Here is a 17,665-nt window from a genome sequence, read left to right on the forward strand (position 1 = left end):
TTCGGGCTTCTCCAGACCGTCACCGGCACGCACACTGGCGGTGTGGCCGACTTCGATGTGGTTGTCATAGGTTCCGGGCCCGGTGGGCAGAAGGCGGCCATCGCCGCCGCCAAGCTGGAGAAGCGGGTCGCCGTGGTCGAGCGGCGCAACATGATCGGCGGGGTCTGCATCAACACCGGCACGATCCCGTCCAAGACCCTGCGCGAGGCCGTGCTCTACCTGACCGGGCTCAACCAGCGGGAGATGTACGGGCAGAGCTACCGGGTCAAGGACGACATCACCGTCGGCGACCTGGGCATCAGGACCCAGCACGTGATCGGCCGCGAGGTCGACGTGATCCGCAGCCAGCTCTCGCGCAACCACGTGGCCGTCTTCACCGGCACCGCCAGTTTCACCGACCCGCACACCCTGGACGTCACCGACGAGCAGGGACGGGCCGTCAAGATCAGCGGACGGAAGATCATCATCGCCACCGGCACCCGCCCGGCCAGGCCGGAGTCGGTGGAGTTCGACGAGCAGACGATCATCGACTCCGACGGCATACTCAACCTCCAGCGGGTCCCCGAGTCGCTGGTGGTCGTCGGCGCCGGGGTGATCGGGATCGAGTACGCCTCGATGTTCGCCGCCCTCGGCACCAAGGTGACGGTGGTGGAGCGGCGGGAGCGGATGCTCGACTTCTGCGACCTGGAGATCGTGGAGGCGCTCAAGTACCACCTGCGCGACCTGGCCGTCACCTTCCGGTTCGGGGAGACGGTCGCCGCCGTGGAACGCCGGCCGAGGGGCGCCATCACGCTGCTGGAGAGCGGCAAGAAGATCCCCGCCGAGACCGTCATGTACTCGGCCGGGCGGCAGGGCATGACCGACCACCTCGGGCTGGAGCAGGCCGGGCTGGCCGCCGACGACCGGGGGCGGATCGCGGTGGACGCGCACTACCGCACCGCGGTGGAGCACATCTACGCGGTCGGCGACGTGATCGGGTTCCCGTCGCTCGCCGCCACCTCCATGGAACAGGGCAGGATCGCCGCCCAGCACGCCTGCGACGAGCCGCTGGCCGGCATGACCCCGCTGCAGCCGATCGGCATCTACACCATCCCCGAGATCTCCTTCATCGGCCGCACCGAGGACGAGCTGACCAAGTCACAGGTGCCGTTCGAGGTCGGCGTCTCCCGCTACCGCGAACTGGCCCGCGGCCAGATCATCGGCGACACGTACGGGATGCTCAAGCTGCTCGTCTCACCCGAGGACCGCTCGCTGCTGGGCGTGCACGTGTTCGGCACCGGGGCGACGGAGCTGCTGCACATCGGCCAGGCGGTGATGGGCTGCGGCGGCGCCATCGACTATCTGGTGGACGCGGTCTTCAACTACCCGACGCTGGCGGAGTCGTACAAGGTCGCGGCCCTGGACGCGATGAACAAGCTGCGCCGCGTCGCCCGCTTCGAGCTCTAGTCCTCCGTGGCGCGCCGCGACCGGGGCGCCGGCTTCTTGCGGCCCGCCACCAGCGTGTCGCCGGGGGAGGGGGAGGGCTCCTCGGTGGTCGCCGCGCGCGGCCTCGGGTGCGGCGCGGTGTCTTCGAGGGCGGGCTCCGCTTCCTTGGAGGTACGGGGGCGCGCCGGCTTCTCGGCGGGCGGCTCCTTCTTCCCGGTGGCCTCGGGCTTGGCCGGGGCGGGCGGGCCGGCGGGCTTGTCGGGGTCGCGCAGCGAGGCGATGACCGCGTCCGCCTCCTTGTCGGCGGCGAACTCGTCGGCCGCCGCGGACTCCCGCCGCCTGATCACCACCATGTGGTCGACGGAGACGCGGCCCGCGCCCACCACGGCGAGCAGCAGCGAGGCCGCGCCGAGCAGGATCAGCTCGTTCAGCGTGATCGGGTTCAGCGGCGGGGCCACCCACAGCACCGCGACCGCCTCCGCGAACAGGACCAGCCCCATCACCGACACCATCAGCCCGGCGATCAGCAGCGCGCCGCCCACCAATTCGATCAGCATGGTGACTGTGGCCCAGGCGCGCGGGGCGGGGGCTCCCTGGGACTGGAACTGGACTCCGGTCTCCATCAGCCCGATTTCCAGCTTGCGCCAGCCGTTGGCGAAGAAGATGCCGCCCACACCCAGGCGGGCCACCAGCGCGGCGAGATCACGGAGGGACTGTCTCACGGTTGTTGACTGCCCTAAGGGGGACATCGCACACCTCAATCACGGCGGAGCAGCATGGCCACCGCGACGGCGGTCAGGCTGAGCAGGACGACGCTCACGACCACGGTCGTGTGCAGGGCGTTGACGAAGGCCCAGCGGGCCGCGTTCAGCAGGGCGCCGCCGGCGCTGCCGCCTATCTCCTCGGCGACGTGGGCGGCTCCCGCGAGTGACTGCCTGGCCTGGTCCATGCCCCCGCCGGGGATGCCCCGCACGTCGGGCACCGCGGGCGCGTACGCGATGGTGGTGATCGTGCCGAGCACCGCGACGCCGAGCCCGGCGCCGAGCTCGTAGGCGGTGCCCTCGATGGCGGCGGCGCCGCCCGCGTGGGAGGCGGGCGCGGCGGACATGATCGTGTCGGAGGCGGCCAGCAGCGCCACCTGCACACCGAAGCCGATGCCCACGAAGCAGCACGCCAGCATCACGGGATGGCCCTCGACGCCCCAGGTCAGCGTGGGGGTGAGGGCGAGCGCGACGAGCGCGAGGCCGCCGCTCATGGTGGCGCGCATGCCGAGCCTCGGCAGGATGTGCGCGGCGACCAGCCCGCCCGCGACAGCCGACAGCACCAGCGGGAGCATCCGGAACGCGGCGCGCACCGGGGTGTCGCCGAGCACGAGCTGCAGGTACTGGGCGAGCATCAGCTGCAGCCCGACCAGCGCGAACACGCCGAGCAGCACGCCCAGCACGCCGGTGGTGAACTCCCGCCGCCGGAACAGCGAGACGTCGAGCAGCGGCGTCTCCAGCCGGGTCTGCCGCCGGGCGAACCACACCAGCAGCCCCGCGCCCGTCAGGAAGACCGCGACGGCGGCCGGGAACGGCATCAGGCTGCCCGACCCAGCCTCCTTCAGACCGAAGGCCAGCGCCAGGATGCCGAACACGGACAGCACGGCGCTGGTCACGTCCCACGGCCGCGGCTCGGGGTCGCGGTACTCGGGGAGCATGCGCAGGGCGGCGGGCAGCAGCACGAGCAGGATCGGCACGTTGATCAGGAAGACCGCGCCCCACCACCAGCCGACCAGCAGGCCGCCGATGAGCGGCCCCACGGCGGCCCCGGCGGCGGCGACCGCGCTCCACACGCCGAGCGCGATGGCGCGCTCGCGGCGGTCGGTGAACACCTGGCGGATCAGCGACAGCGTGGCCGGCATGATCATCGCGCCGCCGACGCCGAGCAGTGCCCTGGCCAGGACGAGCGCCAGCGGCGTGGGGGCGAAGGCCGCCCCGGCCGAGGCCACGCCGAACAGCACGAAGCCCGCGATGACCAGGCGTTTGCGCCCGTAGCGGTCGCCGAGCGTGCCGAAGAGGATGAGCAGCGGGGCCACGATCAGCGAGTAGACGTCGATGATCCACAGCAGCTGGACCGCTGACGGCTCCAGGGCGGCGGTGAGTGCGGGGACCGCGATGTGCAGGACCGTCGCGTCGACCGTGATGAGCAGGAGGCTCACGCAGAGCAGCACCAGGATCTTCCAGCGGTTTTCCTGATGCTCGCGGCCGGCGCGGCGTGCGAAGGGCACGGCCTGGGTGACGGTCATGGACCTCCTTGCGGGCCGATCCCTTCACAGCGGGCCCGCACGAAACTTGCGTGGCAGCTTATGGCATGCCGCGGGATGGGTGCAGCGGTATCGAATGATCCAGGAATGGCTGTCCGTCTATTGACCGAAATGCCACCATTTATCGGGATCGGCATTCATGGTATCCGGACTCCACGCGCCGGGCCGCCCGCGGACTAGAATCATGTTCTATGCGGATCCTGCGTACACCCGACGACCGCTTCACCGACCTGCCCGGCTTCCCGTACGAGCCCCGCTACGCCGAGATCGGCGACGGGCTGCGGATGGCCTACGTCGAGACCGGGCCCGCGACCGGGGAACCCGTCGTGCTCCTGCACGGCGAGCCGTCCTGGTCGTTCCTCTACCGCCAGGTCATGCCCGAGCTGGCCGCGGCCGGACTGCGCGCCATCGCCCCCGACCTCGTCGGGTTCGGCCGCTCCGACAAACCCGCCGAGCCGTCCGACCACACCTACGCCCGCCACGTCGAGTGGACCCGCGCCCTGCTGTACGACGCGCTCGGCCTGACCGGCGTCACCCTCGTCGGCCAGGACTGGGGCGGGCTCATCGGCCTGCGCCTGGCGGCCGAGCACCCCGGCCGGGTGGCCAGGATCGTCGCCGCCAACACCGGCTTGCCGACCGGTGACATTCCCATGCCCGAGGTGTGGCACCGCTTCAAGGACGCGGTGGCGAGCGCCCCCGCCCTGGACGTCGCCCGGTTCGTGCAGTCCGGCTGCGCCACCCGGCTCTCCCCGGAGGTGCGCGCCGCCTACGACGCCCCCTTCCCGGACGAGTCGTACAAGGCGGGCCCGCGCGCCATGCCGGGACTCGTCCCGCACACCCCCGGCGACCCGGCCGGGCCGGCCAACCGCGCCGCCTGGCAGGTGCTCACCACCCTCGACCGGCCGTTCCTCGTGGCGTTCTCCGACGGCGACCCGATCACCGGCGGCATGGCGCCGATCCTGCGCTCGTCCATGGCCGGCGCCGCGGGCCTGGACCATCCCGTCATCAAGGGCGCCGGTCACTTCCTCCAGGAGGACGCGGGCACCGAACTCGGCCGGCACATAGCCGCTTTCGTGACCTCCACCTAGCGTGTCAGGTCCGCCCACACCGGGGTTCCGTACGGTATAACCGGGGGCGGACACCGGGGAGGCGTGATGCAGGAGTCCGGCAGGGCCCGTCCCGCGGGCCGAGCCGCGGTGCGAGATCTGTTCGAGCAGGTGCGGCTGCGCTATTTCCGGCTTCCCCCCGCCGTGCGCAGAGTGCTGTACGCGGCGATCCTCATCGGGGCGGTCGGCACCGGCGCGGCGCTCGGCTGGGACCTGCTCGACACGTTTCTCACCACCGCGCTGATCCTCTGCTTCGTCGCGCTCACCCTCCGCTTCCCGCAGGCCGCGGCGACCGTGCTGGTCCTGGCGGGCTGGATCGCGCTGCTGCCGCTCTTCTCCCCGCTCTTCCCCGCGCAGCCGATGGCGCCGACCCTGCTCATGCTGCTCGCCGTGCCGGTCGCCGTCGCCGCCCACCTGATCCGCTGGGTCACCCCGTGGGTGTCCGCGCTGCTCGCGCTCGTGCCCGCCGGCGCGCTGGCCGCCGCGCTCTCCCTCGTCTCGGAGAACCTCGCCGTCTGGGTCGCCTACGGCGCCGCCGCGGTCGTGCTCGGCTACCGTTTCCTGCTCGCCCGCCGGGCCAGGGCCGAGCTGGGCGCGGAGGAGCGGGTACGGGTGCGCGCCCGCGAGGGCAGGCCCGAGGCGCAGCCGGAGAAGGCCCAGGGCCTGCCGCAGATCTCGGTCGAGGAGGCGCTCGCCGAGCTCGACGCCATGATCGGCCTCGCCCCCGTCAAAGAGCAGGTCCGCTCGATCGCCGCCTCCATCGAGGCCTCCCGGCTGCGCGCCGAGGCCGGCTACACCGCGGGCCGTCCGGTGCGCCACTTCGTGTTCGTCGGCCCGCCGGGCACCGGCAAGACCAGCGTCGCCCGCACCCTCGCCAAGATCTTCTACGCCTTCGGCCTGCTGGAGACCCCTTACGTGGTCGAAGGGCAGCGCGCCGACCTGGTCGGCGAGTACCTCGGCGCGACCGCGATCAAGACCAACGAGCTGGTCGACCGGGCGCTGGGCGGCGTGCTCTTCGTCGACGAGGCGTACGGTCTGATCAACTCCTCCGACGGCCAGCCCGACCGGTTCGGCGCCGAGGCCGTGCAGACCCTGCTCAAGCGCGCCGAGGACGACCGTGACCGGCTGATCATCATCCTGGCGGGCTACGAGCAGGAGATGACCTCGTTCCTGTCCAGCAACCCCGGGCTGGCCAGCCGGTTCGCCACCCGCGTGCGCTTCCCCGCCTACTCCGCCGCCGAGCTGGCCCAGATCACCGAGCTCCTGCAGCGCAGGCGCGGCGACACCATGGGCGACGACGCCAAGGCCGCGCTGCTCGGCCTGTACGAGGACGTCCACCGCCGCGGGCTGGTCGACGAACTGGGCAACGCCAGGTTCGCCCGCAGCCTGGTCGAGGCCGCGGCCCAGGCCCGCGACGTGCGGGTGGTGGGCGCGGGCGGCACGCCGACCACCCAGGACCTGGTGACCACCACCACCGCCGACGTGACCAAGGCGTTCGACGAGCTCACCGCCCGCTTCCGCGGCTACGTCGCCACGCCCACGCTGGAGGAGGCGCTCGCCGACCTCGACCGGATGGCCGGGCTCGCCCCCGTCAAACGGCAGGTCCACGCCATCGCCGCGCAGCTCCAGGTGGCCCGCATGCGGCAGGAGCGCGGGCTGCCCACCCCGCCGCAGATGCGACACTTCGTGTTCGCCGGCCCGCCCGGCACCGGGAAGACCAGCGTCGCGAGGGTGCTGGGCCGCGTCTTCGCCGCGCTCGGCCTGCTCGCCCGGCCCGACGTGGTCGAGGCGCACCGCGCCGACCTGGTCGGCCAGCACCTCGGCGCGACCGCGATCAAGACCAACGAGCTGGTCGACCGGGCGCTGGGCGGCGTGCTCTTCATCGACGAGGCCTACAGCCTGGTCAACCCCGGCTACTCCGGCGGCGACGCGTTCGGCGCCGAGGCCGTGCAGACGCTGCTCAAGCGCGCCGAGGACGACCGCGACCGGCTGGTCATCGTGCTGGCCGGCTACGAGCGCGAGATGGACGCCTTCCTCGCCACCAACCCCGGCCTGTCCAGCCGCTTCAACCAGCGGGTCGCCTTCCCCAGCTACGCGCCGCGCGAGCTGACCGAGATCGCCGTGCTGCTCGCCCAGCAGGCCGGCGACCGGTTCGACGACGACGCGCTCAACGACCTCGACGAGGTCTTCACCTGGGTGTGCGAGGAACGGCTGATCGACGGGCTGGGCAACGGCCGGTTCGCCAGGTCGCTGTTCGAGCGCGCCGCGATGCGCCGCGACGTGCGGCTGGCCGCGGGCGCCTCGGCGGAGGAGCCGGCCAGCGCCGCCGAGCTGACGACGATCACCAGCGACGACGTCCGCACCGCCGTCGACGAGCTTTCCGGACGTTAACCAGACCCCTCTTTGGCACTCGCCTGCGCGGCGCCCGTCGCATCCTGTAGCAATATGGCTACGCAGTGTTGCGGTAGGAGCGGTGTCGCGGAGGAGGGGAGATGGCCGGGTTCCTGGCGCGCAGGCTGGTCAGCTCGGTGGTGCTGGTCGCCGTCGCGGCCTCCCTCGCCTACCTGCTCGCCGCCGCCGCGCTCGACCCGCGCGCCAACTACGCGGGCCGCACTCCCGCCCCGCCGCCCGCCGTCGTCGACGCGCAGCTCACCGCGCTCAACCTGAACGACCGCACCCCCCTGACCGAGCGCTACCTCACCTGGGCGGGCGGAGTCCTGCGCGGCGACTTCGGCAAGAGCGTCAGCGGCGCGCCGGTCGGCGACGACCTCAAGCGGCGGGCCGGTGTCACCCTCCGGCTGGTCCTGCTCGGGCTGGTGTGCGGGAGCGCGCTGGGCGTCATGGCGGGGGCGCTCGCCGCCGCCCGGCAGTACGGCTGGTTCGACCGGCTTTCGGCGGCCGTGTCCTTCCTGCTGCTCGCGGTGCCCGTGGTGGTGCTGGCCAACGTGCTGATCCTGGCCGGCACGTGGGCCAACGACCACCTGTTCGGCGCCCGGGTGCTGCTCGTGGCGGGGGAAGCGAGCGCGGGGCTGGAGGCCGGGCTCTGGGAGACGCTCCTCGACCGGGCCCAGCACCTCGTCCTGCCGACCGTCACGATCACGCTCGGGCTCGCTGCCGTGTTCAGCCGCTACCAGCGCAACACGATGCTCGACGTGCTCGGCGCCGACTACCTGCGCACCGCCATGGCCAAGGGCCTGACCAGACGGCGGGCGCTGATCCGCCACGGGCTGCGCACCGCGCTCATCCCGGTCGCGACCTACTTCGCCTTCACCTTCGGCGCCCTGCTCACCGGGGCCACGTTCACCGAGAAGATCTTCGGCTGGCACGGGCTGGGGGAGCGGCTGATCAGCTCGATCTTCACCAACGACGTCAACACCGTGGCCGCCATCTCCTGCCTGGCCGCGGTCGCCGTGCTGGTCGCGTCCATGGCCGCCGGACTGCTGCAGGCCGTGCTCGACCCCAGGGTGCGGGCCGGATGACGCTGTCGGAGGAGGTCGCCGAGGAGTCCGCCGGCGACGACGCCGGCCGGCCGCCCCCGCCGTCCAGGGCCAGGGCGGTGACCGGCCGCTTCCTCTCCTCGTGGCAGGGCAGGGCAGGCGCGCTGGTGCTGGCGCTGGTGTTCCTGTTCGCGTTCGCGGGCCCGCTGGTCAGCCCGTGGTCCCACACCGACAAGGACTTCGCCGCGTTCCTCGCCCCGCCGTCGGCCGCCCACTGGTTCGGCACGCTGCAGACCGGCGCCGACGTGTTCGCCGTCACGCTGCGCGGCCTGCAGCGGTCGCTGGTCGTCGGGCTGCTCGCGGCCGTGGTGTGCACGGCGCTGGCCGCGCTCGCCGGGGCGTTCGCCGGCTACTTCCTCGGCTGGACCGACCGGGTCATCACCTGGGTGACCGACCTGCTGCTGGTGCTGCCCGCGTTCCTCATCCTGGCCGTCATGTCGCCGCTGTTCGGGTCCGGGCAGTGGCCGCTGTTCGTGCTCATGCTGGCGCTGTTCCTGTGGATGGTGACCGCCAAGATGGCCCGCGGGATGACGATCTCGCTGCGCGAGCGCGAGTTCGTGCGGGCCGCCCGCTACCTGGGCGTGCCGCCCGTAAGGATCGTGCTCTCGCACGTGCTGCCCAACCTGTCGTCGCTGCTGATCGTCGACGCCACGCTGAACGTCAGCGCCGCCATCCTGACCGAGACCTCGCTGTCGTACTTCGGGTTCGGCATCCAGCCGCCCGACGTGTCGCTCGGCACGCTCATCGCCGACGGCTCCAGGACCGCCGTGTACGCGCCGTGGACGTTCTGGTTCGCCGCCGGGCTGCTCGTGGTCACCGTGCTCGCGGTCAACCTCATCGGCGACGCGCTGCGCGACGCCTTCGACCCGACGGCGAGGGAGCCGCGATGACCCCCGCGCTGGAGGTGACCGACCTGCGGGTCACGCTCGGCGGGGCGCCCGTCGTGCGCGGCCTCGGCTACGCCGTGCGCAAGGGCGAGGTGCTCGGCCTCGTCGGCGAGTCTGGCTGCGGCAAGTCGGTGTCGGCGGCCGCGGTGATGGGCCTGCTGCCACCCGGCGCCCGGGTGACCGGCTCGATCCGGCTGGGAGGCAGGGAGCTCGTCGGCCTGCGCGAGCGGGAACTCGCCGCCGTCCGCGGCAGCGCCGTCTCGATGGTGTTCCAGGACCCGCTCTCCGCGCTCACCCCGGTCTACCGCGTCGGCGACCAGATCGCCGAGGCCGTCCGCACCCACCAGAAGGTGACCAAGGAGCAGGCCGCGGTCCGCGCCGTCGACCTGCTCGACCTGGTCGGCATCCCCGACCCGGCCCGGCGGGCGCTGGCCTTCCCGCACGAGTTCTCCGGCGGCATGCGCCAGCGGGCGCTGATCGCCATGGCCATGGCCAACGACCCCGACGTGATCATCTGTGACGAGCCGACGACCGCGCTCGACGTCACCGTCCAGGCCCAGGTGCTGGAGGTGCTCAAGACCGCGCAGCGCCAGACCGGCGCCGCCATCGTCATGATCACGCACGATCTCGGGGTCGTGGCCGGCTTCGCCGACCGGGTGCTCGTCATGTACGCGGGCCGCCCGGTCGAGTCCGGCGACGTGGACGACGTCTTCTACCACGCCCGCATGCCGTACACCGCCGGGCTGCTCGGCGCGGTGCCGCGCATCGACGCGGCCGGCAGGGCCGCGCCCGCGCCGATCGCCGGCGCCCCGCCCGCGCCCGGCGACCTGCCGCCCGGCTGCCCGTTCGCGCCGCGCTGCCCGCTGCGGGTGGAGGCGTGCGACGAACGCGAGCCGCCGCTGTTCGAGGTGGGCCCGGGACACCGCGCCGCGTGCATCCGCTGGGACGAGGTGAGCCCGCCGCTTCCCGCGCCCCCGGGCAGGACGGGGCCGGGCGCCCGCGGGCCGCGCACGGTCCTGGCCGTCGACGGGCTGGTCAGGCACTACCCGCTGGTCAAGGGCGCCGTGTTCAGGAGACGGGTCGGCACCGTCCACGCGGTCGCCGGCATCAGCTTCGACATCCGCGAGGGCGAGACGCTCGGCCTCGTCGGCGAGTCCGGCTCGGGCAAGACCACCGCGCTGACCGAGATCCTGGAGCTGACCCGCCCGCAGCAGGGCCGCGTCGTGGTGCTCGGCCGCGACACCGCCGCGCTCACCGCCGCCCAGCGGATGGAGATCAGGCGTGACGTGCAGGTCGTCTTCCAGGACCCGCTGGCCTCGCTCGACCCTCGGATGACGGTCCACGACATCCTGGCCGAGCCGCTGCGCACGCATCGGCGCGGCGATCCCCGGCGGCGGGTCGGCGAGCTGCTCGCCCTCGTCGGGCTGGACCCGGCGCACGCCGCCCGCTACCCGAAGGACTTCTCCGGCGGCCAGCGGCAGCGCATCGCCATCGCCCGCGCGCTCGCCCTGGAGCCGCGCCTGCTGGTGCTCGACGAGCCGGTCTCCGCGCTCGACGTGTCGGTCCAGGCCGGGGTGCTCGGCCTGCTCGGCGCGCTCAAGACCGAGCTCGGGCTGTCCTACCTGCTGGTGGCGCACGACCTGGCCGTGGTGCGGCACATCGCCGACCGGGTGGCCGTCATGTACCTGGGCAGGATCGCCGAGATCGGCCGCGCCGACGCCGTCTACACCGCGCCCGCTCACCCGTACACGCAGGCGCTGCTGTCGGCGATCCCGCTGCCCGACCCGGCCCGCGAGCGCGCCCGCGAGCGGATCCTGCTCACCGGCGAGCGGCCCGACCCGGCCTCCCCGCCGTCCGGTTGCCGGTTCCGCACGCGGTGCCCGACGTTCCGGTCGGTGCTGACGGAGACGGAGCGCGGCCTGTGCGCCGACACCGAGCCCGAGATGCGGCGGCTGGGCGAGGACCAGTCGGCCGCCTGCCACTACGCGGAGAGGCTCGCCGTCGTCTGACCCGGCTCGTACCCATTGGAGGAGAACCACCCATGAAAGCCCCGTTGACAGGCGTGCGGCTCGTCGTCGCCGCCGTACTCGCGCTGACCCAGGCCGGCTGCGGCACGCGCGGCCCCTCCGCCGGCGCGGGGCAGGGCGACGACACGATCAAGGCGTCCGACATCAACCTCCAGCCGCGCGACAAGGTGAAGGAGGGCGGCACGCTGCGCTGGGGCATCAACGAGTTCCCCACCCAGTGGAACCGCAACCACATCGACGGCAACCTCGCCGTGGCCGCGGTGGTCAGCAACGCGCTGCTGCCGTCGGCGTTCACCTCCGACGGCAACGCCCGGCTCTCGGTCAACCGCGACTACGTGCTGGAGGCCCGCATCACCGACCGCAGCCCGCACCAGGTCGTCACCTACACCCTCAACCCCAAGGCCCGCTGGTCCGACGGCAAGCCGATCACCTGGGCCGACTACCGCGCCCAGTGGGAGGTCATGCGCGGCGCCGACCCGGCGTTCCGGATCGTCTCCGCCACCGGCTACCAGGACATCGCGAAGGTCGAGCGGGGCGCGGGCGAGCACGAGGTGGTGGTGACGTTCACCCGGCCGTTCGGCGACTGGCAGGCGCTGTTCGGCCCGCTGCTGCCCGCCTCCGTGAACGAGAACGCCGAGGCGTTCAACTCCTCCTGGGTGAACGCGATCCCGCTGACCGCCGGGCCGTTCAAGGTGGGCGCGCTCGACCAGACCGCCAAGACCGTAACGCTCGTCCGCGACCCGGCCTGGTGGGGGGACCGCGCCAAGCTGGACCGGATCGTCTACCGCGCCGCCGAGCAGGACTCCCTCACCGGCATGTTCGGCAACGGCGAGCTGGACGTGGCCGACATCGGGCCGTCCGCCCCCGACTACGCCAGGGCCAGGAGCGCCACCGGCGCCCAGGTGCGGCTCGCCGCGGGGCCCGACTTCCGCCACTTCACCCTCAACGGTTCCAGCGAGAAGCTCCGCGACGTGCGCGTGCGGCAGGCGATCCAGCTCGGCGTCGACCGGATGTCCATCGCCCGATCGGATCTCCAGGGTCTCGACTGGCCCGCCACGCCGCTCGGCAACCACTTCTTCATGCCGACCCAGGAGGGCTACCGCGACAACGCGGGCAGCTTCGGCGCCTACGACCCGGAGCGGGCCAAGCGGCTGCTGGACGAGGCCGGGTGGAAGCTGGACGGGACCGTGCGCAAGAAGGCCGGAGACCCTCTGGACCTGCGGTTCGTGGTGCCGGCCGGGTCGCAGCTCAGCAAGTCGGAAGGCGAGCTGGCGCAGAGCATGCTCGCCAAGATCGGGGTCAAGCTGACCATCCAGGCGGTCCCGGGCGACGACTTCTTCACCAAGTACGTGATCCCCGGCGACTTCGACATCGCGCCGTTCGCGTACATCGGCACCCCGTTCCCCGTGTCGAGCAGCTACGGCGCTTACGTGAACAGCCCCGACGGCAAGACCTGGAACGCCAACCTGGGGCGGTCCGGCTCGGACGACATCGACGCCGCGCTGGACCGCGCGGTGGCCGCGCTGGACCCCGCCAGGGCCCGCGCCGGGGTCAACGCCGCCGACCGGCTCATCTGGGCGCAGGCCAACGTGCTGCCCCTCTACCAGCGGCCGCAGGTGGTGGCGGTCAAGGACACCCTGGCCAACGTGGGCGCCCGCGGCTTCCACGACCTCCGCTACCAGGACATCGGCTTCACGCGCTGACGTCGTTGTCGGGGGCGGCTGGTAGAAGTGTCCGGGTGACCACTTCCGTGACCTGGCCGCAGATCCTGGCGTGGCGGCTGCGCCGTCAGTTCGTGAGCGAGCCCTGCGACGGCGGGCCGGTGGAGGTGGCCCGGCGGCTCTGCGGGGTGCAGGCGCAGGTGGCGTCCTCCGCCCAGCTCGCCGTCGCGGTGCGGAGCGACCGGCCCGACCCCGGCGCGATCGACCGCGCGCTGTGGGCCGATCGCACGCTCGCCAAGACGTGGATCATGCGCGGCACCCTCCACCTGGTGCCCGCCGACACCCTGGCCGACCACTGCGCGGCCCTGAGCACGCTGCGCTTCTGGGAGAAGGGTTCCTGGCAGCGCGGCCACGGCGTCACCGCGGGCGAGATCGAGGCCATCGTCGACACCGTCCCGAAGATTCTCGGCGAGCGCCCGATGACCAGGGAAGAGGTGGTCGACGCGGTCGTGGCGGCCACCGGCGACCGGCATCTGCGCGAGGCGCTCGGCTCCGGCTGGGGCGCCCTGCTCAAGCCGCTCAGCCGCCTGGGCGAGCTGTGCTACGGCCCGCCCCGCGAGGGCCGCGTCACCTTCGTCGCCCCGAGAGCCTGGCTGCCGGGCTGGCCCGGGGCCCTCCCGCCGCCCGAGGAGGCCGGGGTCCGGGTGGTCCGCGCCTTCCTGGGCGCCCACGGCCCGGCGACGCCGGAGATGCTCGACGGCTGGCTGTTCGGCGGCGTCGCCAGGAAGGCCGTGCTCAAGGGCTGGTTCCGCGACCTGGCCCCCGAGCTGACCGAGGTGGAGACCGGCGACGGCCGCACCCTCCTGGCCCTCGCCGAGCACCTCGACGACCTGGCCACCACCCGGCCCTCCGAAGAGGTCCACCTGCTGCCCGGCTTCGACCCGTACATCCTGGGCGCCCCGCGCGCCCTGGCGCCGCTCGTCCCGGCCGCCGCCAAGCCCAAGGTGAGCCGCCAGGCCGGCTGGATCTCCCCGGTCGTGGTCCACCGGGGCCGGGTGGCCGGCGTCTGGAAGGCCGAGGCGGGCCGGGTGGAGGCCGAGCTGTTCGAGGACGTCCCCGAGCCGCCGCTCGCCGCCGCGGCGGCCCGCGTCGAGGCCCTGATCGCGACCGTCCGCACCACGGAGTGACCGGTCGGCCGTGCGACACTCGCGTGCATGGGACGAGCCTTCCGCCAGGTCGACGTGTTCACCGACACCGCCTATCACGGCAACCCGCTGGCCGTCGTGGTCGACGGCGCCGGGCTGACCGACGAGGAGATGGGGCGCTTCGCCAACTGGACCAACCTGTCCGAGACCACCTTCCTGCTGCCGCCCTCCACCGGCGAGGCCGACTACCGCGTGCGGATCTTCACGCCGTCGGGCGAGCTGCCGTTCGCCGGGCATCCCACGATCGGCAGCTGCCACGCCTGGCTGGAGACCGGCGGCGCGCCCCGTGACCCCGGCATGATCGTCCAGGAGTGCGCGGCGGGCCTGGTGCGCGTCCGGCGCGACGGTTCCGGGCTGGCCTTCGCCGCGCCGCCGCTGCTGCGCTCAGGGCCCGTCGACGAAGACCTGCTCGGGCGGCTCGCCGACGGGCTGGGCATCGGCCGGGGCGAGATCGCCGACGCCGAGTGGGCCGACAACGGGCCCGGCTGGGTCGCGCTCCTGCTCCGCGACGCCGACGCCGTGCTCGCCCTGCGGCCCGGCCGCCTTCCCGTCGACACCGGCGTCGCCGGGCTCTACCCCGAGGGCTCTCCTTACGCGTACGAGGTGCGCGCGTTCTGCCCGTACGAGGGCGGCATCGTCGAGGACCCGGTGACCGGCAGCCTCAACGCCTCCCTCGCCCAGTGGCTGCTGCGCACCGGCCGCGTCACCGCGCCGTACGCGGCGAGCCAGGGCACCGCGCTCGGCCGCGCCGGCCGCGTCCGGATCTCCGCCGACGACACCGGCGTCTGGGTGGGCGGCTCCGCGGTCACCTGCGTGACCGGCGTGGTCACGTTGTGAGGTCACGGTTCGCACCTGACGTCAGCGGTGGGGCACGACCTTGAACCGCACCGCGTCGCCGGGGCACAGCTGGGCCGCGACGGGCAGGTCCGCGCTCGACACGACCGCGATCACCGGATAGCCGCCGGTCGGCGGATGGTCGCTGAGGAACACGATCGGCTGGCCGCTCGGCGGCACCTGCACCGCGCCCGTCACCATGCCCTCGCTCGGCAGCTCGCCCGCCCGGGCCCGCGCCGGCTCCGCGCCGCGCAGCCGCACCCCCACGCGGTTGCTGTCCTGGCTCACCGTGTACGGGGACGCGCACAGGGTCTCCAGCGCCCCGGGGGCGAACCAGTCGTCGCGCGGCCCGGGCAGCACCCGCAGCACCGGCGGCCGGGGACCGGCGGGCGGCGCCAGGTCCACCGTGATCTCCCCCAGCCCCGCGGCCGGGCCGACCGGCAGCACCGTGCCCGCCCGCAGCGGCGGCGGGCCCAGCCCTGACAGCGAGTCGGTCGAACGGCTGCCCAGCACCGGCTCCACCGCGATGCCGCCGCGCACCGCGAGGTAGGTGCGCAGCCCCCACTCCGGCGTGCCTAGCCGCACCTCGGCCCCCTTCGGCACCCAGAACGGCACCCCCATGCCCGCCCCCGCCGCGCCGGACACCGGGCACGGCGCGCCCGCGAGCGCCGCCCACGCCCCCGTCAGGAAGCGCAGCCTGGCCAGCCCGAACGTGACCTCCACGCCCGCCAGCCGCTCCGGGTTGCCGACCAGCCGGTTCGCCAGCCGCAGGCTCGCCGCGTCGGCCGCGCCCGAGGACGGCACGCCGAGGTGCGCGTACCCGTGCCGGCCCAGATCCTGCACGGTCGCGTACGGGCCGGGCGCCAGAACCTCGATCATGCGACCTCGAACCGCACCCGCGTGCCGGGCCGGAACGGCGTCGGCGGCTCGGCCGACACGTCCCACACCCGCGCGTCCGTACGCCCGAGCAGCCGCCACCCGCCGGGAGACGCGGTCGGGTAGACCGCCGAGTACGGGCCGGCGATCGCGACCGACCCGGCCGGCACCGACGTGCGCGGCGTCGCCAGCCTGGGCACGTGCAGCACCGGATCCAGACCGATCAGGTAAGCGAAGCCCGGCGCGAACCCGAGCCAGCCGACCACCAGCTCCCGGCCGGCGTGCCGGGACACCACCTCGTCCACCGAGATCCCGGCCGCCTCCGCCACCGACTCCAGATCCGCACCGTCGTACACCACAGGAATCGTCAACACCTCCGCACCCCCAAGAGCCGCCCCCGACCTCACCGTCGGCTCCCCACCCGCGCCCACAACGTCGAGCGGCGCGGGAGTGGTCCCCTCAGCCGTACCGCGCCCCGTGGTTCGCTCGGTCGTACCGTCGCGCCCGGTGGGGGTCGTCTGTGGAGTCGCGGTGTCGTGCCCGGTGGGGGTGGTTCGCTCGGTCGTACCGTCGAGGGCTGTGCGGGGTGCTGTTGTGGTCGTGTCGTCTCGCACGGACTGGTCGTCTGACGGGACGTCGTGGCAGTGGGACAGCAGCGTCTCCAGCAGGCCGCGCAATCTGGACTGGTCGGCGCCGGGGGCCATGACGAGGACCGTCTCGGGTCCCGGCACCACTTCCAGCACCTCCGGAGGCCGCTCGGCGCGCAGGGCCGCGTCGAGCCGGTGAGAGACCTCCAGCGCGCCCGTCTCCACGAGCAGCCCGTGCTCCCCGGCGCGCCGGATCATGCGTGCTCCACGACACCCGCGTCACGACTCCCGGCGAAGCCCGGTCCGCGCGCGGCGGCCACCCGGGACGGCAGTTCCGCGACCGGACGAACGGCGGGACGCGGCGCGTCCGTCGTACGGGTGGTGCCCGCGAACCGCCCGCCACGACGGGAGGTCTCGCCGGACGCGCGGCCGAGGGCGGGAGGTGTCATGCGAACGCCTGCAGGACCACACCGGCCTCCAGGAGCCGGTCGCGGACGGCGCGGGCCAGGGCGACCGCGTCGGGCGTGTCGCCGTGGACGCAGATCGACCGGGCGGCCACCGGAACCTCGGTGCCGTCGGCGGAGGTCACCAGCCCTTCCTCCGCCATCCGCACCGCGCGCGCGGACACCGTCTCCACGTCGTGGACGACCGCCCCCGCCGCCCGCCGTGACACCAGCGTGCCGGCGGCGGTGTAGGCGCGGTCGGCGAACGCCTCGCTGACCGTCGGCACCCCGGCCGCCGCCGCCACCTCGTGCACCACCGACCCCGGCAGCGTCAGCACCGGCAGCGAGGGGTTGTAGTCGGCCACCGCGTCGACCACCGCCGCGGCCTGCTCCCGGTCGCGGCAGACCCGGTTGTAGAGCGCGCCGTGCGGCTTGACGTACGAGACCCGCCCGCCCATCGCCCTGGCGATGCCGTCGACGGCGGCGAGCTGGTAGAGCACCTCGGCGCAGAGCTCCTCCGGCTCCACGTCCATCTCCCGGCGCCCGAAGCCGGCCAGGTCGCGGTAGGAAACCTGCGCCCCGATCGCCACCCCCCGGTCGACCGCCGCCGCGCAGGTGCGCCTGATCGTCACCGGGTCACCGGCGTGGAAGCCGCAGGCGACGTTGGCGCTCGTGACGATGTCGAGCAGGGCGAGGTCGTTACCGAGGCGCCAGATGCCGAAGCCTTCGCCGAGATCCGCGTTGAGGTCGATCACCATGGGGTCCATCGTGGCTCCTCCGCGCCCCCGAGGGAGCGGATTCCGCCCTCACGG

Annotated in this window: 15 protein-coding genes; 9 read left to right on the forward strand and 6 right to left on the reverse strand. The window is 73.5% G+C overall.

The window, feature by feature from the left end; genetic code table 11:
* The first annotated feature begins 42 nt into the window (after nucleotides 1-42).
* Nucleotides 43-1,446, forward strand: a complete 1,404-nt coding sequence (sthA, locus tag ACZ6YG_RS01060; RefSeq protein WP_148030146.1) for a Si-specific NAD(P)(+) transhydrogenase — start codon at nucleotides 43-45, stop codon at nucleotides 1,444-1,446.
* Here the strand turns inward: sthA and ACZ6YG_RS01065 are convergent.
* Nucleotides 1,443-2,147, reverse strand: a complete 705-nt coding sequence (locus ACZ6YG_RS01065; RefSeq protein ID WP_466016853.1) for a DoxX family protein — start codon at nucleotides 2,145-2,147, stop codon at nucleotides 1,443-1,445. The two genes, sthA and ACZ6YG_RS01065, sit on opposite strands and share 4 nt — an antisense overlap.
* Before the next feature lie 35 nt (nucleotides 2,148-2,182).
* Nucleotides 2,183-3,712, reverse strand: a complete 1,530-nt coding sequence (locus ACZ6YG_RS01070; protein ID WP_148030148.1) for an MFS transporter — start codon at nucleotides 3,710-3,712, stop codon at nucleotides 2,183-2,185.
* Between the two features lie 209 nt (nucleotides 3,713-3,921).
* Between ACZ6YG_RS01070 and ACZ6YG_RS01075 the strand changes: the two genes are divergently transcribed.
* The 8 genes from ACZ6YG_RS01075 (at nucleotide 3,922) to ACZ6YG_RS01110 (ending at nucleotide 14,950) form a co-directional block, all read left to right on the forward strand.
* A complete protein-coding gene (locus tag ACZ6YG_RS01075) occupies nucleotides 3,922-4,818 on the forward strand; it encodes a haloalkane dehalogenase (RefSeq protein WP_466016854.1) in 897 nt (298 codons plus the stop codon).
* 66 nt (nucleotides 4,819-4,884) lie between these two features.
* Entirely contained in the window at nucleotides 4,885-7,227 is a 2,343-nt protein-coding gene (locus tag ACZ6YG_RS01080; protein ID WP_271278988.1) for an AAA family ATPase, read from the forward strand.
* 101 nt (nucleotides 7,228-7,328) lie between these two features.
* A complete protein-coding gene (locus ACZ6YG_RS01085) occupies nucleotides 7,329-8,315 on the forward strand; it encodes an ABC transporter permease (protein WP_219551337.1) in 987 nt (328 codons plus the stop codon).
* The gene (locus ACZ6YG_RS01090) at nucleotides 8,312-9,223 is read left to right on the forward strand and encodes an ABC transporter permease (RefSeq protein ID WP_271278989.1); all 912 of its coding nucleotides are present in this window, start codon (nucleotides 8,312-8,314) and stop codon (nucleotides 9,221-9,223) included. The genes ACZ6YG_RS01085 and ACZ6YG_RS01090 overlap by 4 nt, the downstream gene beginning before the upstream one ends.
* Entirely contained in the window at nucleotides 9,220-11,229 is a 2,010-nt protein-coding gene (locus tag ACZ6YG_RS01095; protein WP_466016855.1) for a dipeptide ABC transporter ATP-binding protein, read from the forward strand. The genes ACZ6YG_RS01090 and ACZ6YG_RS01095 overlap by 4 nt, the downstream gene beginning before the upstream one ends.
* A gap of 32 nt (nucleotides 11,230-11,261) precedes the next feature.
* Nucleotides 11,262-12,950, forward strand: a complete 1,689-nt coding sequence (locus ACZ6YG_RS01100; protein WP_466016856.1) for an ABC transporter family substrate-binding protein — start codon at nucleotides 11,262-11,264, stop codon at nucleotides 12,948-12,950.
* Nucleotides 12,951-12,985: 35 nt separating this feature from the next.
* Entirely contained in the window at nucleotides 12,986-14,095 is a 1,110-nt protein-coding gene (locus tag ACZ6YG_RS01105; protein WP_466016857.1) for a winged helix DNA-binding domain-containing protein, read from the forward strand.
* A 27-nt stretch (nucleotides 14,096-14,122) separates the two neighbouring features.
* Nucleotides 14,123-14,950: a PhzF family phenazine biosynthesis protein gene (locus ACZ6YG_RS01110; RefSeq protein ID WP_466016858.1), complete on the forward strand. Its 828-nt coding sequence runs from the start codon at nucleotides 14,123-14,125 to the stop codon at nucleotides 14,948-14,950.
* 21 nt (nucleotides 14,951-14,971) lie between these two features.
* Here ACZ6YG_RS01110 and ACZ6YG_RS01115 read toward each other — a convergent pair whose 3' ends face one another.
* The 4 genes from ACZ6YG_RS01115 to ACZ6YG_RS01130 are packed head-to-tail and all read right to left on the reverse strand — an operon-like array spanning nucleotide 14,972 to nucleotide 17,611.
* Nucleotides 14,972-15,826: a 5-oxoprolinase subunit C family protein gene (locus tag ACZ6YG_RS01115; protein ID WP_148030156.1), complete on the reverse strand. Its 855-nt coding sequence runs from the start codon at nucleotides 15,824-15,826 to the stop codon at nucleotides 14,972-14,974.
* Nucleotides 15,823-16,668, reverse strand: coding sequence for a 5-oxoprolinase subunit B family protein (locus ACZ6YG_RS01120; protein WP_466016859.1), 846 nt, complete (start codon nucleotides 16,666-16,668; stop codon nucleotides 15,823-15,825). The genes ACZ6YG_RS01115 and ACZ6YG_RS01120 overlap by 4 nt, the downstream gene beginning before the upstream one ends.
* On the reverse strand, nucleotides 16,665-16,859 hold the full coding sequence (locus ACZ6YG_RS01125; RefSeq protein WP_466016860.1) for a hypothetical protein: 195 nt from the start codon (nucleotides 16,857-16,859) through the stop codon (nucleotides 16,665-16,667). The genes ACZ6YG_RS01120 and ACZ6YG_RS01125 overlap by 4 nt, the downstream gene beginning before the upstream one ends.
* The gene (locus ACZ6YG_RS01130) at nucleotides 16,856-17,611 is read right to left on the reverse strand and encodes a LamB/YcsF family protein (protein WP_466017166.1); all 756 of its coding nucleotides are present in this window, start codon (nucleotides 17,609-17,611) and stop codon (nucleotides 16,856-16,858) included. Before ACZ6YG_RS01130 ends, ACZ6YG_RS01125 begins: the two co-directional genes overlap by 4 nt.
* Between the last annotated feature and the right edge of the window lie 54 nt (nucleotides 17,612-17,665).

Source organism: Nonomuraea sp. NPDC054003 (assembly GCF_055585125.1).